Source organism: Rhodococcus rhodnii NBRC 100604 (assembly GCF_001894925.1).
GTDB classification, from domain to species: Bacteria; Actinomycetota; Actinomycetes; order Mycobacteriales; family Mycobacteriaceae; genus Rhodococcus_F; species Rhodococcus_F rhodnii.
On sequence record NZ_BCXD01000001.1, the window covers coordinates 112,866 to 130,527 of the forward strand.

Consider the following 17,662-nt stretch of genomic DNA (forward strand, 5'->3'; position numbering starts at 1 on the left):
CGCCGGGGTGTCCCGACTACCGAAATGCGACGGTCTCGTGCACTCTTGTCACATGATCCGGCCACCGTTCGCAGCCCGCGTCGCACTCGGACTCGCCGTCACCGCAGTGGACGAGGTCCGCCGCCTCCCCGGCGCTGCCGCCGCTCTCCCCATGACCGCCGTCAGCCAGGTGCTGCAGACCTCGATGCGTGTGCAGCAGTCGATCACGACGCTCGCGATCCGCGGCGACGAGGCGCTCGAACTCGCGGGATGCGGCCCTGGCGACGGCGAACTCGCGGTGTTCGACGACGCCGCCGATTCGTCGAACCGCGATTCACCGAACGGGCAGTCGCCGAACGGCGAGGCTCCGGACCGAGGCGACGCTCCCGCCGGACGGTTCGCCCTCTACACCGTGGCACCGGACCGTTCCGAGGCCGACGAGTCCGCGTCGTCCGGATCGGGCGGCGGCGGCGAGGTCGGCGTCCCCGAGATCGCCGAGTACCTCGACTACGCGTCGCTCACGCTCGCCCAGCTTCGAGCGCGGCTGCGCACGCTGTCGGTGGACGAACTCGCCGCGCTGCTCGAGTACGAGAACGCGACGGCCTCGCGCGCACCGTTCCAGACCATGCTCGAGAACCGCATCACCACCGCGCGCGCCAAGTGAACTCCGCTCGACCCGAATCGTCACGACCCGAACCCCTCCGCCCGGAATCCCCCGCACAGTCGACTCCCCCACCGAACTCGGCCGACCATCCGTGGCCGGTCCGGTCGGTTGCGCTCAAGGTGGCGCAGTGGATCGACCGGCTGGGCAGCATCTGGGTCGAGGGCCAGATCACGCAGATCAACGCCCGCCCCGGCACGCGGACGGCTTTTCTCGTGCTCCGTGATCCCGCCGCCGACATGTCGCTCTCGCTGACGTGCTCGCCGCGGCTGCTCGAGGAGTCGCCGGTGCCCCTCACCGAGGGCAGCCGCGTCGTCGTCTTCGGCAAGCTGTCGTTCTTCACCGGCCGCGGCACGGTGTCGCTGCGGGTCACCGAGATCCGGCCCGTCGGCGTCGGTGAACTGCTCGCCCGCATCGAACGGCTACGCGCGCTTCTCGCCGCCGAGGGCCTGTTCGATCCCCGGCTCAAGCGGCCGCTGCCGTTCCTTCCCCGGTCGGTCGGCCTCGTGACCGGTCGGGCGAGCGCGGCCGAGCGCGACGTCCTGAAGGTCGCGCAGAGCCGCTGGCCCGCGGTGCGGTTCGAGATCCGCAACACCGCGGTGCAGGGGCCGACCGCGGTGCCGCAGATCCTCACGGCGTTGCGCGAACTCGACGCGGCGGACGACGTCGACGTGATCGTGCTGGCCCGCGGCGGCGGCAGCGTCGAGGATCTGCTGCCCTTCTCGGACGAGACGCTGTGCCGGGCGATCGTGGCGTGCACGACGCCGGTCGTCAGTGCGATCGGGCACGAACCCGACAGCCCGCTCAGCGATCACGTCGCCGACGTGCGGGCGGCGACTCCGACCGACGCCGCCAAGCGGGTCGTCCCCGACGCCGCGGCCGAGCGTGCGCTCGTCGCCGACCTCACCGAGCGTGCCGCGGCGGCGCTGCGCCGCTGGGTCAGCCGCGAAGAGCGCGTCGTGGCAGGACTGCGCAGCAGGCCCGTGCTCGCGCAGCCGTGGCGCGCCCTCGACGAGCGAGCGAACGACGTCGACCGAATGCTCGCGGCGATCCGTCGCGACGTGCGGCGTGTGGTCGACGCGGACGGCACCGAACTGGCTCACCTGAGGGCACGCCTGACGACGCTGGGCCCGGCCGCTACCCTCGCCCGTGGCTATTCGGTCGTGCAGCGCGTCACCGCGGGCAGTGCTCCCGAAGTCGTACGCGAGGTCGGCGAGATGCCGCCCGGAACCCAACTGCGCGTGCGCGTCGCCGACGGCGCCGTGCGCGCGGCGGTGATCGGAAAGGACAAGTGAGATCGTGAGCGAAGCCGGCGAGAACGCCGACCGGGACGAGCCGACGCCTGTCGCCGAACTGGGCTACGAGGCGGCGCGGGACGAACTCGTCGACGTCGTGCGCATCCTCGAGCACGGTGGGCTCGACCTCGATGCGTCGCTCGCGCTCTGGGAGCGCGGCGAGGCACTGGCCACCCGCTGCGAAGAGCACCTGGCAGGCGCGCGCAAGCGGGTCGAGGACGCGATCGCGCGCACCGAGATCGAGGACGAGTAGCCGCGGTCTCGGGAGGCCCGACTCAGGGTTCGCCGACTCAGGGTTCGCCGACTCAGGGTTCGAGGATCGGTGCGTTCTCGACGGCCGTCGCGAGCGTCACGAACGACTCCTCGCCCGCGCTGCCCGAGATCAGGATCCGGCTCTGGCCGAAGTCGGCGACCCAGATCGGCTCGACGCCCTGACCGCCGTAGACCACCCATGTCCGGCCAGCGATGTCCTCGCTGCCCTCGGCGTAGCGCGGTTCACCCGCGACGAACCCGACGAGCGGGAGTTCGTCGGCCGAGCTCTGCGTGTACTGCAGGTAACGGCCACCGGCGTCGATGAATCCGACGGTCGTGGCGTCGCCACCCGCGTCGCCCGCGACGACGGCACGGCTGCCCGAGTTCGTCTGCCAGCCGTCGGGGACGACGGGTTCACGAATGGGGAAGTCGAGCGATTGCGCGTCGTACTGCAGTCCCGCACTCATGTCGAAACTCGGCACCGGACCGGCTGTCGGCCCGCCCGGGCTCAGGGTGCACTGGTTCGCGATCGCCGCGATGACGACGCAGAACGCGCCGAGCGCGAGCAGCGACCAGAGCATGTCGCGACCGCCCTGGAGGATGCGGGGTTTATCCGATGCCACGGGATCCAGTATCCAGGTGCGCGTCGGCGGGTCACCATCCGACCCAGCCCGCTGGCCCGGCCGCCATTCTGCGACAATGAGCGCACGTTCCCGTCCGTACCGCAGCAGGAGGCACACGCCCATGACGGCCAGCACCGAGCCGAGTCGCCGCGAGGCCCCGGACCGCAACCTCGCCCTCGAACTGGTGCGCGTCACCGAAGCCGGTGCACTCGCGGCCGGCCGCTGGGTCGGGCGCGGTGAAAAGGAGGGTGGCGACGGCGCTGCCGTCGATGCGATGCGTGAGCTCGTCTCGACCGTCTCGATGAACGGCATCGTCGTCATCGGCGAGGGCGAGAAGGACGAAGCGCCGATGCTCTACAACGGCGAGCACGTCGGCAACGGCGACGGCTCGGACTGCGACTTCGCCGTCGATCCCGTCGACGGTACGACCCTCATGTCCAAGGGCATGCCCAACGCGATCTCGGTGCTGGCAGTCTCCGAGCGCGGCACGATGTTCGATCCGTCCGCCGTCTTCTACATGCGCAAGATCGCCGCGGGCCCGGACGCCGCGGACGTCGTCGACATCACGGCGCCGGTCGCCGAGAACATCAAGCGCGTCGCGAAGGTCCGTCGTGCGTCGACGTCCGACGTCACGGTGTGCATCCTCGATCGTCCCCGCCACGCCGAGCTGATCCAGGAGGTCCGCGACACGGGTGCGCGCATCCGGCTGATCTCCGACGGCGACGTCGCGGGCGCCATCGCCGCGGCACGCCCCGACTCGGGCACCGACCTGCTCATCGGCACGGGCGGCACCCCCGAGGGCATCATCGCCGCGGCCGCGATGCGCTGCATGGGCGGCGTCCTGCAGGGTGTCCTCGCGCCGAAGGACGACGAGGAGCGGCAGAAGGCGATCGACGCCGGACACGACGTCGACCGCGTGCTCGGCACCGAGGATCTCGTGTCGGGCGAGAACGTCTTCTTCTGCGCGACGGGCGTCACCGACGGGGATCTGCTGAAGGGCGTGCGCTACTACGGCGGCGGCGCGTCGACGCAGTCGCTCGTGATGCGCAGCAAGTCGGGCACGGTCCGCATGATCGAGGCCTACCACCGCCTCGAGAAGCTGCGCACCTACTCCGCAGTGGACTTCGACGGCGTCGACGGCGCGGTTCCCCCGTCCTTCTGAGCGCCCCTCCCCGACGAGATCGGTCAAGCACCCCAAACCCTGCCACGACAGTGGCAGGGTTTGGGGTATGAGTGACGACACCGATCAGCAGTTCCGCATCGAACACGACACGATGGGCGAGGTCCGGGTTCCGGTGGACGCGCTGTGGAAGGCGCAGACGCAGCGTGCCGTCGAGAACTTCCCGATCAGCCATCGCGGGCTCGAGAGCCAGCAGATCCGGGCGCTCGGTCTGCTCAAGGCCGCGTGCGCACGCGTCAACCGCGACCTGGGGAAACTCGATCCCGCGAAGGCCGACGCGATCGTCGCGGCCGCCGAGGAGATCGCCGCCGGCGAGCACGACGATCAGTTCCCGATCGACGTCTTCCAGACGGGGTCGGGCACGAGCTCGAACATGAACGCCAACGAGGTGATCTCGTCGATCGCCGCGAACGCCGGCGTCTCGGTGCACCCGAACGACGACGTGAACATGTCGCAGTCGTCGAACGACACCTTTCCCACGGCGACGCACGTCGCGGCCGCCGAAGCCGCTGTCGCACATCTCATTCCCGCGCTCGACCACCTGCGGCTCGCGCTGCACGACAAGGCGCACGAGTGGCGCGAGGTCGTGAAGTCGGGACGCACGCACCTCATGGACGCGGTGCCGGTGACGCTCGGCCAGGAGTTCAGCGGGTACGCGCGGCAGATGGAAGCCGCGATGGAGCGCGTCCTCGCGACGCTGCCACGGCTCGGCGAACTGCCGATCGGCGGCACTGCGGTCGGCACGGGACTCAACGCGCCGGCGGAGTTCGGGGAGCGCGTCGTCGCCGAACTCGTGAAGTCCACCGGACTCGATTCGCTGAGCCACGCGAAGAACGCCTTCGAGGCGCAGGCGGCGCGCGACGGCCTCGTCGAAGCGTCCGGTGCGCTGCGGACGGTCGCCGTCTCGATCACCAAGATCGCCAACGACATTCGCTGGATGGGCTCGGGTCCACTCACGGGGCTCGCCGAGATCCATCTGCCCGATCTGCAGCCGGGCAGCTCGATCATGCCGGGCAAGGTCAATCCCGTTCTGCCCGAGGCGGTCACGCAGGTCGCGGCGCAGGTCGTCGGCAACGACGCCGCGATCGCATGGGCCGGAGCCGGCGGCGCCTTCGAGATCAACGTGTACATCCCGGTCATGGCACGCAACCTGCTCGAGTCGTACCGGCTTCTGACGAACGTCTCGCGACTGTTCGCCGATCGCTGCATCGCGGGCCTCGAGACCGACCACGAGCGGTTGCGCTTCCTGGCCGAGTCGTCGCCGTCGATCGTGACGCCGCTCAACTCGGTGATCGGCTACGAGAAGGCCGCCGCCGTCGCGAAGACCGCGCTGAAGGAGAAGAAGACGATCAAGCAGACCGTCATCGACATGGGCCTGCTGACCGACGACTTCACCGAAGCAGACCTCGACGAGAAGCTCGACGTCCTCGCGATGACGAACCTCGATCGCAGCAAGGATCTGTAGGGGAATCCACCGTGTGACGGCGAGCACTCACCACCGCGCGTCGCGGCGACGTAGCATTCGCGAGTCCGTTTCGTCCGATCGGAGATCGCGATGCGCCCTCACGTGCTCGACCGACTGCACCGTGGTGTCCGGGTCAGGTCGCTCATGGGACCGGTGCCGCTCGCCGATCTCGGCACCGTCCGCGACCGGCTCGCCCGCTCGGGACATCCCGGGATCGGCGTCGTCCCGACCGCCGCGCGGACGTGGGATCGCGACCCGCACGCCGTGCAGGTGCGCAGCGTCGCCGCTCCGCAGGATCCCGCGACGCTCTTGACGAGCGCTCCCACGTGCGCCCGCACGGCGCCGATCGACGTCACCGTCGCGGGAGAATGGCTGCTGACCGAACACGATCACGGGCTCGGCGAGATCGACTTCGGGCTCACGGTGCACGAGACCGTGCTCGGCGAGCCGGTTCCGGCACCACGGCGGGTACGCGCCCCGCTGACACGGGCCGCGCTGCGGACCTTCGCGACCGATCCGCGGCGCGCCGCCCGTGTCGCCGGCGACGCTCGCCGCTCCGAACCGACGCCCGACCCGTACCCGTCCGGGCTCCGCGAGGTGGGCGCCGTCGAGATCGTGCACGCCGTCCAGCCCGCATCCGTGCGGCGCGAGTTGCGCGCCTTCCGGGATCGCCACCATCCCGGCACGTCGATGTTCGCGCTGTCCGTCGTCGGTCTCCGCCGGGCGCTCGCCGAGCGGATGCCGCTCGATCCGGTCACCACCGTTCCGTTCGACGCCCGCCGCTATCTGCCCGGTCGCGCCGCGCCCGCCGGGAACTTCGCCGCGGGACTGCGTTTCGCGTTCGACGACGACCCGGATGCCGTCCACGCAGCGCTGCGGCGTGCGGCGAGCAGCGGCAGGCCCGTCGCGACACTCGCGATGACGTGCCTCGCCGCACGATCGCGGCGCATCCCCGACGCTCCCCCGTCTCGACCTGCGCGCGTGCTGCTCTCGCACGTCGGCGAGGTTCCCCGGCGCACCCCGCGCGCGTGGTCGGGCACCGATCCGCAGCATCTCGCGCCGCTGTATCTCGCACAGAGCGATCCGGCCGCACCCGGCGACCTCACCATCGTGTCGACACTCGTGGCCGGCAGCCTCCAGCTCACCGCGTCCTTCCACGGCGGGGCATTGACGACCCGCGACGTCGCGGATGCACTGTCGCGGTTCGCGAACGAGCCTGTCGCCCTGCTGGCGACCGGCGCCACGACGTCGGTGACCATCGCCGCCCCACGTCCGCTAAGGTAGGCAAGCCTTTCCTTGCCCCTCCTCGATCCGGAGCCCTCGTGACCCCGTCCCTCGACGTCGTCGTGTGCTGCTACACGACGGAGCGAGACGCGCTGCTCGTGCGCAGTATCGACTCCGCCCGCACCCAACTCGGCGACGCCGACCGGCTCGTCGTCGTCGTCGACCACAACGACACGCTCGCCTCGGACCTGCACGAACGCGGCATCGCCACCGTGGCCAACAGCGGCCCGCGCGGACTCTCGGGGGCACGCAACACCGGTCTCGAGAATGCGCGGGGCGACGTCGTGGTGTTCCTCGACGACGACGCCGCGCTGCGGCCCGGTGCCCTCGACGCCGTGCGCCGCGCCTTCGCCGACCCCGACGTCGTCGCGATCGGCGGCGCGGTCCACGCCGACTGGGAATCGTCCCGGCCCGCGTGGTTTCCGCCCGAGTTCGGCTGGGTCGTCGGGTGCGACTACCGCGGCCTGCCCGACGACGGCGCGACGATCCGCAACCCGATCGGCGCCGCGATGGCAGTGCGGCGCGACGCCCTCGTCGCCGTCGGCGGCTTCTCCAGCGAACTCGGCCGCGTCGGAACGGTGCCCGCCGGCTGCGAGGAGACGCTAATGGGCATCGAGCTGACGGCGCACGACGCGCGGACGCGGATCGTGCGCGTCACGGATTTCGCCGTCGACCACGCTGTTCCGGAATCGCGTGCGACGTGGCGCTACTTCACCTCGCGCTGCCGTCACGAAGGGCGCTCGAAGGCGATCCTGTCGTCCATCACCGGCCCCGGCGCGGGGCTGTCGTCCGAGCGCACCTACGTGACGCGCACGCTCCCGTCGGGCGTGCTGCACGCTGTGCGTGACGCGGCCCGCGCCCGGTCCGTCGCTCCCCTCGCCCGGGTCGTTGCGCTCGCGCTCGGTCTCGTCGCCACGGCGGCGGGACTGCTGACGACGCGCCGCCGCCGGGCCACCCCGTCGCGTGCCGTCACGGCGACGCCGATCCGCGCCGACGAACTCGTCTCCGTCGTCATCGCGACGGTCGGACGCGATTCGCTCGCCCACGCCGTGCACTCGGTGCTCGACCAGAAGCACCGCGAGTTCGAGCTTCTCGTCGTCGACAATCGGTGCGACGGCAACGTCGACCGCGTCGTGGGCGGCATCGACGACCCCCGGCTTCGCATCCTTCGGCAGCCCGTTCCGGGTGTGTCCGCGGCGAGAAATCTCGGCGTCGCGGCAGCGCACGGACGCATAGTCGCCTTCACCGACGACGACGCGACACCCGAGATCGACTGGCTGGACCGGATTCTGGCGACGTTCGCGGCGGACACGCACGGTCGACTCGCGGGCGTGACCGGCCGAGTCCTCGGCACCGAATCGGGCACCCGGGAACAGCGGTGGTTCGAGGACGCCGGCGTCTTCGACAAGGGCACGACGGCGACCGTGTGGGCGATGCGGGACGCGGGCGATCTCGGCGGGCTCGGCCGCTTCGGCGAGCACGGGCCGTTCTTCCCGTTCACCGCGGGCGAGTGCGGTACCGGCAACAACATGGCCTTCCGCACCGATGCGCTGCGCGAGATCGGCGGCTTCGACGAGCATCTCGGCACCGGAACCCCCGCCCACGGCGGCGAGGACCTCGACCTCTACCGCACCGCGCTGCTCGCGGGGTGGGCGATCGCCTATGCGCCGGACGCCGTCGTGCGCCACTACCACCGCGACAATCTCGCCGACCTGCGCGTCCAGAGCTACGGGTACGGGACCGGGATGGCGGCGTCGCTGACCAAGCTCGCGTTCACCGGTCCCCGGCACACGTTCGACCTGGTGCGACGGTTCCCCCGCGGACTGCACATGCTGCTGTCGCCGAACTCCACAAAGAACGAGAACGTACCCACGGACTGGCCCGTACATCTGCGGCTCCTCGAGGTGTGGGGATACCTCGTGGGCCCGGTTCTCTACGCTCGCAGCCGCGTTCGGGCCGGACGCGCCCGCACCCGCTCATGACGATCGCTCCGCCGGCTCCGGCGCCGCCCACCACCGAGCCCGCCGGGGCCGACTCGGGCCTGGGCTCGACCCGCTCGGTCGCGACGTGCGGCATCGTCGTCGCGACGACCGTCCTGCTGCTGAACCTGCTCGTGGCAGCGGACATCCACGACTGGATCCCGCTGCCCCTGCGGGCCGCGATCGTCGTGATCGGCGCGCTCGCGATGCCCGGTCTGCCCGTCACCGCCGCCCTGCGGATCCCGGGGTTCGCCCTCGCCACCTCCGTCACGATCTCGACGTCGCTCGCCGTGACGATCGTCGCGACCCAGACGGCAGTCGTGATCGAGGCGTGGTCACCGGCCGTGCTGCAGACCCTCCTCGCCGTCGCCGCGATCGCGGTGTGTGCCGTCCTGCTCGGCCGCGCGGGCAACGCGCCGCGGCCGAAGCGCGCACCGCGTCATTCCCTCCGGGTGCGTGCGGCATCCCTCGCCGCCCTCGCCGTCGCACTCGTGCTGTTCGTCGTCGCGGCCCGCACCCTCGACACCGCGGCCGCACATCGCTTCGGGATCGTCACCGAGATCGGGCCCGCCTACGTCGCCGGGCTCGTCGTCGTGGCAGGGGTCCTCGTGACGACGCTGCGCCGCACCAGGATCGATCACGTCGTCGCCACGGCGTCGGTCGCGGTACTGGTGACGTACTCGACCCTCCTCGTCGGCGTCGCGACGGGGCACACGTCCGTCCCGACGGCCTTCGTCCACCGCGGTTTCGTGTCGACGATCGCCGAGGCAGGCTTCCTGCCGTCCGGGATCGACGCGCGGTTCAGCTGGGCCGGATTCTTCGCCGCGTCGGCACATCTCGTGACGACGGGAGGCCTTCCCGACACCGAGGCGCTGATGACCTACGCGCCACTGGCGTTCGGCATGATCATGTGCGCGCCCGTCTACGCGATCGCGCTCGTCGTGACGCGGCGAGCACGCCTGGCCTGGGTCGCCGTCGTCGTGTATCAGGCGTTCAACTGGTACCAGCAGGACTATTTCGCGCCGCAGGCCGTCGCCGTCGTGTTCTACGCGACGATCGTCGCCGTCCTGCTGTGGCAGTTGCGCTCGGCTCCGCTGCCGGCCATCAGGCCCGGCTTCCGCGGCCTCGTGCTCGACGGGCCGCGCCGCACACCGGGACTCGTCCCGGGCTGGTCGTCGGGCAGGACCCTCGCGCTGGGCGCGGTTCTGCTGCTCGTCGTTCTCGCGAACACGATGAGCCACCAGATCACGCCGATCCTCACCGTCATCGCGCTCGCGGCGTTCGCGGCCTGCGGCGTGACCCGCTACCGCACACTGTGGATCGCCGCGGGGCTGATGTTCGCGGCGTGGTTCAGCTACGGCGCGACCGACTACTGGCTCGGCCACCTCCACGCGCTCTTCGCCGAGATCGGCCAGGTCGGCACCGCCGTGGGCCGCGGCGTGCAGGACCGGCTCGCCGGTGACCCCGTGTACCAGCAGATGCAGTATCTCCGCATGGGCGCGTCCGGCGTCTTCGGGCTCGTGGCGTTCGGCGGCTGGGTGGCGACGGGGGTGCGCCGGACTCGCGGCCGCGCCTGGCTCGTCGCCGGAGTGCTGTGCGCCGCACCGTTCTCGATGGTCGCGCTGCAGAGCTACGGCGGCGAGATGATCATCCGGTGCTTCGTGCTCGCGTCGCCCGTCCTCGCGCCCTTCGTCGCGCTCGCGCTCGCGTACTCCGCCCGTGCCCTGCGTCGTGCCCCGGCCGTACGGGGCTTCGCGGCGGTCCGCGGACTCGCGGCGGCGGTGGCGATCGTCGGCCTCGTCGCGACGATGCTCGTGCTCACGACGAACCGCGGCCTCAACACGGCGTTCGAGGCGTCGACGGACGAGGAGGTCACGGTGTCGGGCGCGCTCGTCGAGCGGGCCCCCGGCGACGCGACGATCATGACGTGGAGCCACGCGCCCCACACCGTCGGTCCCCGCCGCTTGCTCGAACGCGAACCCCGCGTGTGGTTCATCGACAGCTATCCGTGCCTCGACGACCTCGCGGGATGTGCCGAGGATCGCTGGCCGTCGTACATCCTCGTCACGTCGCAGGCGATCGGGATGCTCGAACTGCAGTACGGCATGAGCCGCGAGTACCTCGACGCGTCGCTCGCCGGCGTGGCCGAGATCGGTTACGTGCCGATGTACGAGAGTGCTTCGGTGCTCGTGCTGCGGCGCGCCGACGCTCCCCCGCTCGCCCTCGACGATCCCGCACCGACAGGAGCCCGATGACCGTCGCCGTCACATCGCTCGTCCTCTCCGGCGTGCTGCTGCTCGCCTCGATCGCCCTGCGCGAGCGCGAGGTTCCCGCGACGGGAGTCGTCGGACGCGGCCGCAGTGCGCATCTGCTCACCGCCGCCGTCGCCGTGTGCGTCGTCGTCGCGGCGGCCGCCACACTCGACCGGCTGATCTCGCTCGCCGGATGAGACGACCGCTCGCGACAGCAACTGCGGCCGTGCTCGGTTCGGCGCTCCTGGCGGCGTGCGCGCCGTCGTCGGCAGCACCTGATCCCGATGCCGAGAAGAGCAGCGCCGACGCCCCCGTGGTCAGCGCCGGCGGAGTCCCCGTCCCCCGCGGCGACCTGCGCGGCTGGCACCAGATCTTCACCGACGAGTTCGACCGAGCGGAACTCGGCGACAGGTGGGGTACGTACGAGGGAACGCCCGGGGGCAATCCGCATTCGTGGTGGGACCCGTCGATGGTCACGCTGTCCGACGGAGCGCTGCGCCTCGGCGCCGAGCGCGTCGACGGCCGGTGGATCACCGGCGGCGTCTCCAACTATCCCGTGACACAGCGCTACGGGCGCTGGGAGATCAGGATGCGCGCGGACCGCAGCGAGGCGATCTCGTACCACATGCTGCTGTGGCCGCAGGACGAGAACTGGCCGCCCGAAATCGATTTCGCGGAGTCGGTGAGCCCGGATCGCACCGAGACGACGGCCTTCCTGCACTGGGTGGACGAGAACGGCGAGAACGACAAGGACGACGCCGAGATCACCGGCCGCTTCGACGAGTGGCACACCATCGGTGTCGAGTGGCTGCCCGGCCTCGTCCGCTACCTGCTCGACGGCGAGGTGTGGGCGGAGGCACGCGGCGACGACATCGTGCCGGACGTCCCGATGTGGCTCGGGCTGCAGGCCGAGGCCGGTGCGTGCGAGCGGCGCCTCGACTGGGGCCTCACGCCCTGCAGCGGGTCCCCGGATCCTGCGGCACCCGTCGTCGAGATCGACTGGGTCACCGTCTACGCGCCGATCGAATCCGAACTGCGCGAGATGGAGTCCGAGGGGCTGTTCGAGCCGGCACCGGACGCCGCGCCGATCGGCTGAGCCGCCGACCGCAGCATTCGCCTGAGCGGGACGACGAGCACGACCGCCGCGAGCGCCTCGGCCACGACGTAAGACCAGCCGATCGCCCGAATCCCGTGCTCCGGCAGGAACAGTGCACTACCACCCAGCACGACGACGGCGACGAGCAGCTGCACGCCGACGGCGAGCCGGAGACGACGCGTGACACGGGCGAGTGCGTTGTAGACGAGCGCGACGATCGCGAGCGGGAACGCCCACGCGACGATGCGCAGCAGCGGCACGCCCTCCTCCTGGTAGGCGGGGTCGAGCAGGCCGAGCAGCATCGGTGCGATCCCGGCGCACCCGAGCACGCCCGCGACAGCGACGGCGCCGAGAATCGTGACGTACCGGCGGGTCTCACGGCGGATCGCCGGTGCGCGCTCGGCCTCGGGTGCCGACACCACCGACGCGACGAACGGGCCGGTCAGCATCGTCATGAGAACCAGCACCGCGGACACGAGCGACCAGCAGATCGCGAAATACGCGTTGGCCTCCGCGCCGAGGGTCGCGATCACGACGATCGGCAGGACGAGCGGCGCGATCGCGCCGACGACGTAGATGCCGTACGACGCCGCGAGAAAGCCTCGCATCTCGCGGCGCGGCGGCAACGTCACGGGCCCGTCGCGGTACTCCGTCCCCACGCGCCGCGCCACCACGACTGCGAGAACGACGGCGCACCCGGCCGCGAGAAGCAGCCACGTCCAGACCATTCCGGCGCGCGACGCCGTGAACGCGAACGCGACGAGAGCCACGAGCTTCGCGACGGAGTGGACGATGTTCTTCGTCGCCGCCCACCCGGCCTCGCGCAGGCCGACGACGGTGTGATCGAGCAGCGCGAACCCCGACAGGATCGCCACGGCGAGCGGGAACAGCGCGGCGTCGAGCGGCCCGGTGAACATCTCGTCGGCCGGCCCGACCACGACGAATCCTGCGCCGAGCACCGCCCCGCACAAGGCGCCGACCGTGAAACCGCGCGTCAGCATCGCGCGGGCACGCGCCCCCGCCTCGGGGAGGAAGCGCTCGAAAAGCGCGCCGAGCGAGAGATTTCCGAAGGCCGCGAGCATCGTCGCCGTCGTGATGACGGCCGACGCCGCACCGACCTCACGCGCGGGATAGAGCCGTGCCGCGAGCAGCCAGTACAGCAGTCCCGTGACGCCGGTGACGGCCGCGGAGACCGTCAGCGCGAGGCTGTTGCGCGAGAGGCTCTTCCCGCTCGCGGTGCGCTCAGGCACTCAGTTCGCGGATGTCCGCACGCTGCGACTGTTTACGGATGTCGCGGGTGGCGCGCCAGTGACGCCACTCCTGACCGATGGTGCGCAGCACCCGCATTCCGTCGCTGTACGCGTTGAGATTGCTGCGGCCGTGGATGCGGGGCCCCTCGAAGCTGCCCACCTCGACGATCTCGAGGCCGCTCGTCGCGAGCCGCACGTTGATGACGGTCTCGATCTCGAAGCCGTCGCCCCACTGCGCGCGGGAGTACTCCGGGGGCGCGAGTTCGAGGACCGGCACGTGCCGGCGCCAGAACGCGTTGTAGCCGTAGCAGAGGTCCGAGAAGTGGGTCCGGAACACGAGGTTGACGAGTCCGTTGAGCCCCTTGTTGCCGACGGACCGCAGCACGGTGATGTCGCTGCTGCCACCGGGAGCGACGAATCGGCTCCCCTTCGCGAGATCCGCGCCGCCCACGAGCGCCTCGACGAACCGCGGGATCTCGCCCGGATCGGTCGACCCGTCGGCGTCGATCATGACGATGATGTCGCTCGTGGCGGCGGCGAAACCGCACGCCAGCGCGTTGCCCTTGCCCCGGCGCGTCTGCGTCACGAAGGTCGCGGTGGGCCACAGCTCTCGCGCGACGGCCATCGTGTCGTCCGTGGAATTGCCGTCGACGAACACGATCTGATCGACGCCGTCGGGCATCCGCGCCGCGACGAACGGCAGGTTGCGGGCCTCGTTCATCGCCGGGATCACGACGGTGACGGTCGGGCGGTGGGGACCGTTGCCCGAGTCGACCGCCGCCGGCGGGACGACGGGGACGTCGGGAGTGGCGGTGGCGGGCGGGTCGATCGGCGATGGCGCGGTCACAGGAACTCCGTGGGCGTGATGAAGGGATACCCGGGTCGGACGCTTCGCGGCGCGCACGGTTTGTGCTGCGGCCGTGAAACGTTCGCGTTGCGACCGATTCCGGGCGAGTCGAGAGCACCGTATGAGAGTTCCGCCGGAAAAGGGGTACCCAGGGCTCTGCATATGATCACTATCACTGAGCTGAGCCTAACCTCATCGATGCGCTACAGTTCGTCGCGTTCCGAAATTCGACATCTCTCGTTCGAGGTCACACGTGCGCACCCAGGTAGCCATCGTCGGGGCCGGCCCTGCCGGTCTCGTTCTCGCGCGCATGCTCGAACTCCAGGGAATCGATTCCGTCGTCCTCGAATCGCGTTCGCGCGAGTATGTCGAGAAGCGCACGCGCGCCGGAATACTCGAACAGCCCACCGTCGACGTCGTCCACGAACTCGGTATCGGCGACCGTCTCGCGGCGGAGGGCATGGCCCACGACGGTTTCCACCTCCGCTTCGATCGCACCACCCACCGCTTCGACTTCCACTCGCTCGTCGGCGGCCACGCGACCGTGTATCCGCAGCAGAAACTCGTCGCCGATCTGATCGCGGCGCGCGTCTCGTCGGGCCTGCCGATCCTGTTCGGCGCCTTCGTCAAGGGAATCGACACCGCGACCGGACGCGTCACCTACGAACGCGACGGACACGTCCACGAGCTCGACGCCGACATCGTCGCGGGCTGCGACGGCTTCCACGGCGTCGCGCGCACCGCGATCCCCACCGCGCTGCGCCGCGATCGTTCGCGGTCGTACCCGTTCTCGTGGCTCGGGATCCTCGCGAACAGCACTCCCGTCTCCGACGAGGGCATGTACTGCGCGCACGAGAACGGACTGTCGGTGCACAGCATGCGCGGGCCTGCCGTGACGCGGCAGTACCTCCAGGTCCCCGAAGGAACCGACCTCGCCGACTGGCCGGACGACCGCATCTGGGACGAGCTCGCCGTCCGCAGCGAGTCCCACGACGGCGCGCCGCTCGACCGCGGCGAGATCGTCGACCGCTCACTCGCTCCCCTGCGATCGTTCGTGTCGGAGACCATGTCGCACGAGCGGCTGTTCCTGCTCGGCGACGCCGCCCACATCGTGCCCCCGACCGGCGCGAAGGGACTCAACCTCGCGGTGTCCGACGCCGCCGTCCTCTCGCACGCCCTGGGCCGCTGGTTCGCGACCGGTGCCCGCGACGCACTGGACGCGTACGCCGCGACGTGCCTCCCCCGGATCTGGGCGGCGCAACTGTTCTCGTGGACGCTCACGACCACCCTCCACCGCATGTCGGACGACCCGCTGGACGCCCGGCTGCGCTTCGCACGCCTGCGCCGATGGGTCGAGTCCGAAGCCGAGCGCACCGCGCTCGGCGAGGTCTACCTCGGCCTGCCGTTCCCTTCTCGATGGAGTCACCGATGGAACCACTGACGTTCCCGAGCCCGTCCGGCATGCGTCACAGCACCGGTAAGCGAATTCGATTCTCGCGCATCACCGATCCGGTGACGGGACACATGTTCATCGTGCCGATGGACCACTCCGTGACGCTCGGCCCGCTCGGGCCCGCATCCCACACGGCGTCGTTCGTGCGGCTGCTCGCCGACGCGGGCGCCGGCGCCGTCGTGCTGCACCGTGGCCGCGTTCGGCATGTCGATCCCGCCGTGTTCGCGAGTCTCGGTCTCGTCGTGCATCTCTCCGCCGGTACCGAACTGAGCCTGGATCGCGACGCGAAGGTCCTCGTCTCCGGTGTCGACGATGCGATGCGGCTCGGCGCCGACGCCGTCAGCGTCCACGTCAACGTCGGCTCGGACACCGAAGCGCGACAACTCGCCGACTTCGCCGCCGTCTCCCGCGAATGCGAGACGGTCGGGATGCCGCTGCTCGCCATGATGTACGCGCGAGGGCGGGAGCGGCCCGCACCCACGCCGTCGGGCGACATCGCCCATCTCGCGTCGATCGCGACCGACCTCGGTGCGGACATCGTCAAGGTCGACTACCCGGGTTCGCCCGAGGCCCTCGCCGCCGTCGCCGCGACCTGCCCGATCCCGCTCTGTGTCGCGGGCGGCGGTCGGCTCGCGGCCGACGACGACGTCGTCGACTTCGCGCGCACCCTCCTCGCCTCCGGCGCCGGGGGACTGTGCTTCGGCCGCAACGTCTTCGAGGCCGCCGATCCCCTCGCCGTCGCCACGGGCCTCGCCCGGCTCGTCCGCGGCGACGCCGAACCGCACGCCGTGCGACCGGCGCACCCCCAGCTCGAACTCGCGTAGAACTCACCTTCGCGATGTCCGTCTCCACAGAAAGAACATCCCCGGCCATGCCCGAGACCACCACGATCGTCACCGACCGGATCACGCCACTGACCGCCGCGGCTCCCGCGAGCCGCGAGGGCCACTTCGCGTGGCTCGACCTCCGCGGGATCGGTGCGGACGCACTCGCCCCCATCGTGCAGGCCGCGCTGCACCACCGCATCGACGGGCTGCTGTCCGACGATCCTGCCGTCTTCGAGGGCCTGCCCCCGACGGTGCGCCGCATCCTCGTCCTCGACGAGCCCGCGGTCGACGGGTTCCCGTACGACGACGTCGATCTCGTCGTCGTGAACGATCGCGCTCACCTCACGTCGCCGCACGTCGGACACACCCCGGACCGCGGCGTCCACGTCGTCGTCTCCGACGCCCCGACCCTCCAGGAGGCGTGCGAGGTCGTCCGCGAGGTGCCGTGGACGCTGCTGACCTTCACCGATCCCACCAAGATTCCGCTCGAGATCGTCATCGCCGCGGCCGAGAACAGCGGCGGGCGCACCGTCACGACGGTCACCGACGTCGAGGACGCCGGCATCGTCAAGCTCGTCCTCGAACACGGCTCCGACGGACTGCTGCTCGCACCGCGCTCGGCCGACGACGTCGTCAAGGTCGCGCGCATCGTCGAGCACGAGGCCGAGAAGCTCGAACTGTGCGAACTCGTCGTCGACGCCATCGAGCACATCGGCATCGGCGATCGCGCGTGCATCGACACGTGCTCACTGCTCGACAAGGACGAAGGCTGCCTCGTCGGCTCGTTCTCGACGGGTATGTTCCTCTCGTGCAGCGAGACCCATCCGCTGCCGTACATGCCGACCCGCCCGTTCCGATGGAACGCCGCGGCCGTCCACTCGTACGTCCTCGGGCCCGAGAACCGCACGCGCTACGTCAGCGAACTGAAGGCCGGCTTTCCGATCCTCGCCGTGCGCTCGGACGGCAGCGTCCGCGAGGTGCGCATCGGCCGAGTCAAGATCGAGAAGCGCCCCCTGCTGTCGATCAACGCGACGACGCCCGACGGCCGGTCGATCAACGTCATCACGCAGGACGACTGGCACGTGCGGCTGCTCGGCCCCGGCGGCAGCGTCAACAACGTCACCGAACTCCGCAAGGGCGACCGGCTGCTCGGCTACGTCCCCCGCGAGGCGCGGCACGTCGGGCTGCCGATCACCGAGTTCTGCGACGAGCGCTGACG

The 17,662-nt window shown here is 70.8% G+C and carries 16 protein-coding genes; 13 read left to right on the forward strand and 3 right to left on the reverse strand.

All coding sequences use genetic code 11. The features are described from left to right. The first annotated feature begins 52 nt into the window (after positions 1–52). From RR1_RS22565 to RR1_RS00560, 3 genes are read left to right on the forward strand one after another with little or no spacing between them, the layout of a single operon-like run. Complete coding sequence (locus tag RR1_RS22565) at positions 53–643, forward strand: lipid droplet-associated protein (protein ID WP_010839145.1); 591 nt, start codon at positions 53–55, stop codon at positions 641–643. Then, on the forward strand, positions 640–1,935 hold the full coding sequence (gene xseA / locus RR1_RS00555; protein WP_010839144.1) for an exodeoxyribonuclease VII large subunit: 1,296 nt from the start codon (positions 640–642) through the stop codon (positions 1,933–1,935). Before RR1_RS22565 ends, xseA begins: the two co-directional genes overlap by 4 nt. A gap of 4 nt (positions 1,936–1,939) precedes the next feature. Continuing rightward, positions 1,940–2,188: an exodeoxyribonuclease VII small subunit gene (locus RR1_RS00560; RefSeq protein WP_010839143.1), complete on the forward strand. Its 249-nt coding sequence runs from the start codon at positions 1,940–1,942 to the stop codon at positions 2,186–2,188. A gap of 52 nt (positions 2,189–2,240) precedes the next feature. Here RR1_RS00560 and RR1_RS00565 read toward each other — a convergent pair whose 3' ends face one another. Then, positions 2,241–2,810 carry a DUF4245 domain-containing protein gene (locus RR1_RS00565; RefSeq protein WP_071990760.1) on the reverse strand — a complete coding sequence of 190 codons (570 nt, stop codon included), beginning with the start codon at positions 2,808–2,810 and terminating at the stop codon, positions 2,241–2,243. A gap of 121 nt (positions 2,811–2,931) precedes the next feature. Here RR1_RS00565 and glpX point away from each other — a divergent pair, with 121 nt between their 5' ends. The 7 genes from glpX (at position 2,932) to RR1_RS00600 (ending at position 12,066) form a co-directional block, all read left to right on the forward strand. Further along, on the forward strand, positions 2,932–3,972 hold the full coding sequence (gene glpX / locus RR1_RS00570) for a class II fructose-bisphosphatase (RefSeq protein WP_010839141.1): 1,041 nt from the start codon (positions 2,932–2,934) through the stop codon (positions 3,970–3,972). A 67-nt stretch (positions 3,973–4,039) separates the two neighbouring features. Beyond that, a complete protein-coding gene (locus tag RR1_RS00575; RefSeq protein WP_010839140.1) occupies positions 4,040–5,455 on the forward strand; it encodes a class II fumarate hydratase in 1,416 nt (471 codons plus the stop codon). A 90-nt stretch (positions 5,456–5,545) separates the two neighbouring features. Further along, positions 5,546–6,739 (forward strand): hypothetical protein, encoded by a 1,194-nt coding sequence (locus RR1_RS22715; RefSeq protein WP_238559035.1) that lies wholly within the window; start codon positions 5,546–5,548, stop codon positions 6,737–6,739. A gap of 38 nt (positions 6,740–6,777) precedes the next feature. Further along, positions 6,778–8,721, forward strand: a complete 1,944-nt coding sequence (locus RR1_RS00585; protein WP_010839138.1) for a glycosyltransferase family 2 protein — start codon at positions 6,778–6,780, stop codon at positions 8,719–8,721. Continuing rightward, positions 8,718–10,973 (forward strand): hypothetical protein, encoded by a 2,256-nt coding sequence (locus RR1_RS00590; protein ID WP_010839137.1) that lies wholly within the window; start codon positions 8,718–8,720, stop codon positions 10,971–10,973. Before RR1_RS00585 ends, RR1_RS00590 begins: the two co-directional genes overlap by 4 nt. After that, positions 10,970–11,167 (forward strand): hypothetical protein, encoded by a 198-nt coding sequence (locus RR1_RS00595; protein ID WP_010839136.1) that lies wholly within the window; start codon positions 10,970–10,972, stop codon positions 11,165–11,167. The genes RR1_RS00590 and RR1_RS00595 overlap by 4 nt, the downstream gene beginning before the upstream one ends. Next, entirely contained in the window at positions 11,164–12,066 is a 903-nt protein-coding gene (locus tag RR1_RS00600; RefSeq protein ID WP_081634200.1) for a glycoside hydrolase family 16 protein, read from the forward strand. The genes RR1_RS00595 and RR1_RS00600 overlap by 4 nt, the downstream gene beginning before the upstream one ends. On the opposite strand, the gene RR1_RS00605 is transcribed toward RR1_RS00600, so the two are convergent. Together RR1_RS00605 and RR1_RS00610 are read right to left on the reverse strand one after the other, a co-directional pair. Beyond that, positions 11,982–13,316 (reverse strand): lipopolysaccharide biosynthesis protein, encoded by a 1,335-nt coding sequence (locus RR1_RS00605; protein ID WP_010839135.1) that lies wholly within the window; start codon positions 13,314–13,316, stop codon positions 11,982–11,984. The two genes, RR1_RS00600 and RR1_RS00605, sit on opposite strands and share 85 nt — an antisense overlap. Further along, a complete protein-coding gene (locus RR1_RS00610; RefSeq protein WP_010839134.1) occupies positions 13,309–14,163 on the reverse strand; it encodes a glycosyltransferase family 2 protein in 855 nt (284 codons plus the stop codon). Before RR1_RS00610 ends, RR1_RS00605 begins: the two co-directional genes overlap by 8 nt. 253 nt (positions 14,164–14,416) lie before the next feature. Here RR1_RS00610 and RR1_RS00615 point away from each other — a divergent pair, with 253 nt between their 5' ends. The 3 genes from RR1_RS00615 to RR1_RS00625 are packed head-to-tail and all read left to right on the forward strand — an operon-like array spanning position 14,417 to position 17,660. Continuing rightward, a complete protein-coding gene (locus RR1_RS00615; RefSeq protein ID WP_010839133.1) occupies positions 14,417–15,604 on the forward strand; it encodes a 4-hydroxybenzoate 3-monooxygenase in 1,188 nt (395 codons plus the stop codon). Further along, the gene (locus RR1_RS00620) at positions 15,592–16,440 is read left to right on the forward strand and encodes a 2-amino-3,7-dideoxy-D-threo-hept-6-ulosonate synthase (RefSeq protein WP_010839132.1); all 849 of its coding nucleotides are present in this window, start codon (positions 15,592–15,594) and stop codon (positions 16,438–16,440) included. Before RR1_RS00615 ends, RR1_RS00620 begins: the two co-directional genes overlap by 13 nt. Positions 16,441–16,487: 47 nt before the next feature. Beyond that, positions 16,488–17,660 (forward strand): 3-dehydroquinate synthase II family protein, encoded by a 1,173-nt coding sequence (locus RR1_RS00625; protein ID WP_010839131.1) that lies wholly within the window; start codon positions 16,488–16,490, stop codon positions 17,658–17,660. Positions 17,661–17,662: the final 2 nt, after the last annotated feature.

What these genes read in the sequence shown, in the direction of transcription:
- RR1_RS22565 (WP_010839145.1), top strand. Translation starts at nt 53, where the DNA reads ATGATCCGGCCACCGTTCGCAGCCCGCGTCGCACTCGGACTCGCCGTC.
- glpX (WP_010839141.1), top strand. Translation starts at nt 2,932, where the DNA reads ATGACGGCCAGCACCGAGCCGAGTCGCCGCGAGGCCCCGGACCGCAAC.
- RR1_RS00575 (WP_010839140.1), top strand. Translation starts at nt 4,040, where the DNA reads ATGAGTGACGACACCGATCAGCAGTTCCGCATCGAACACGACACGATG.
- RR1_RS22715 (WP_238559035.1), top strand. Translation starts at nt 5,546, where the DNA reads ATGCGCCCTCACGTGCTCGACCGACTGCACCGTGGTGTCCGGGTCAGG.
- RR1_RS00590 (WP_010839137.1), top strand. Translation starts at nt 8,718, where the DNA reads ATGACGATCGCTCCGCCGGCTCCGGCGCCGCCCACCACCGAGCCCGCC.
- RR1_RS00595 (WP_010839136.1), top strand. Translation starts at nt 10,970, where the DNA reads ATGACCGTCGCCGTCACATCGCTCGTCCTCTCCGGCGTGCTGCTGCTC.
- RR1_RS00600 (WP_081634200.1), top strand. Translation starts at nt 11,164, where the DNA reads ATGAGACGACCGCTCGCGACAGCAACTGCGGCCGTGCTCGGTTCGGCG.
- RR1_RS00620 (WP_010839132.1), top strand. Translation starts at nt 15,592, where the DNA reads ATGGAACCACTGACGTTCCCGAGCCCGTCCGGCATGCGTCACAGCACC.
- RR1_RS00625 (WP_010839131.1), top strand. Translation starts at nt 16,488, where the DNA reads ATGCCCGAGACCACCACGATCGTCACCGACCGGATCACGCCACTGACC.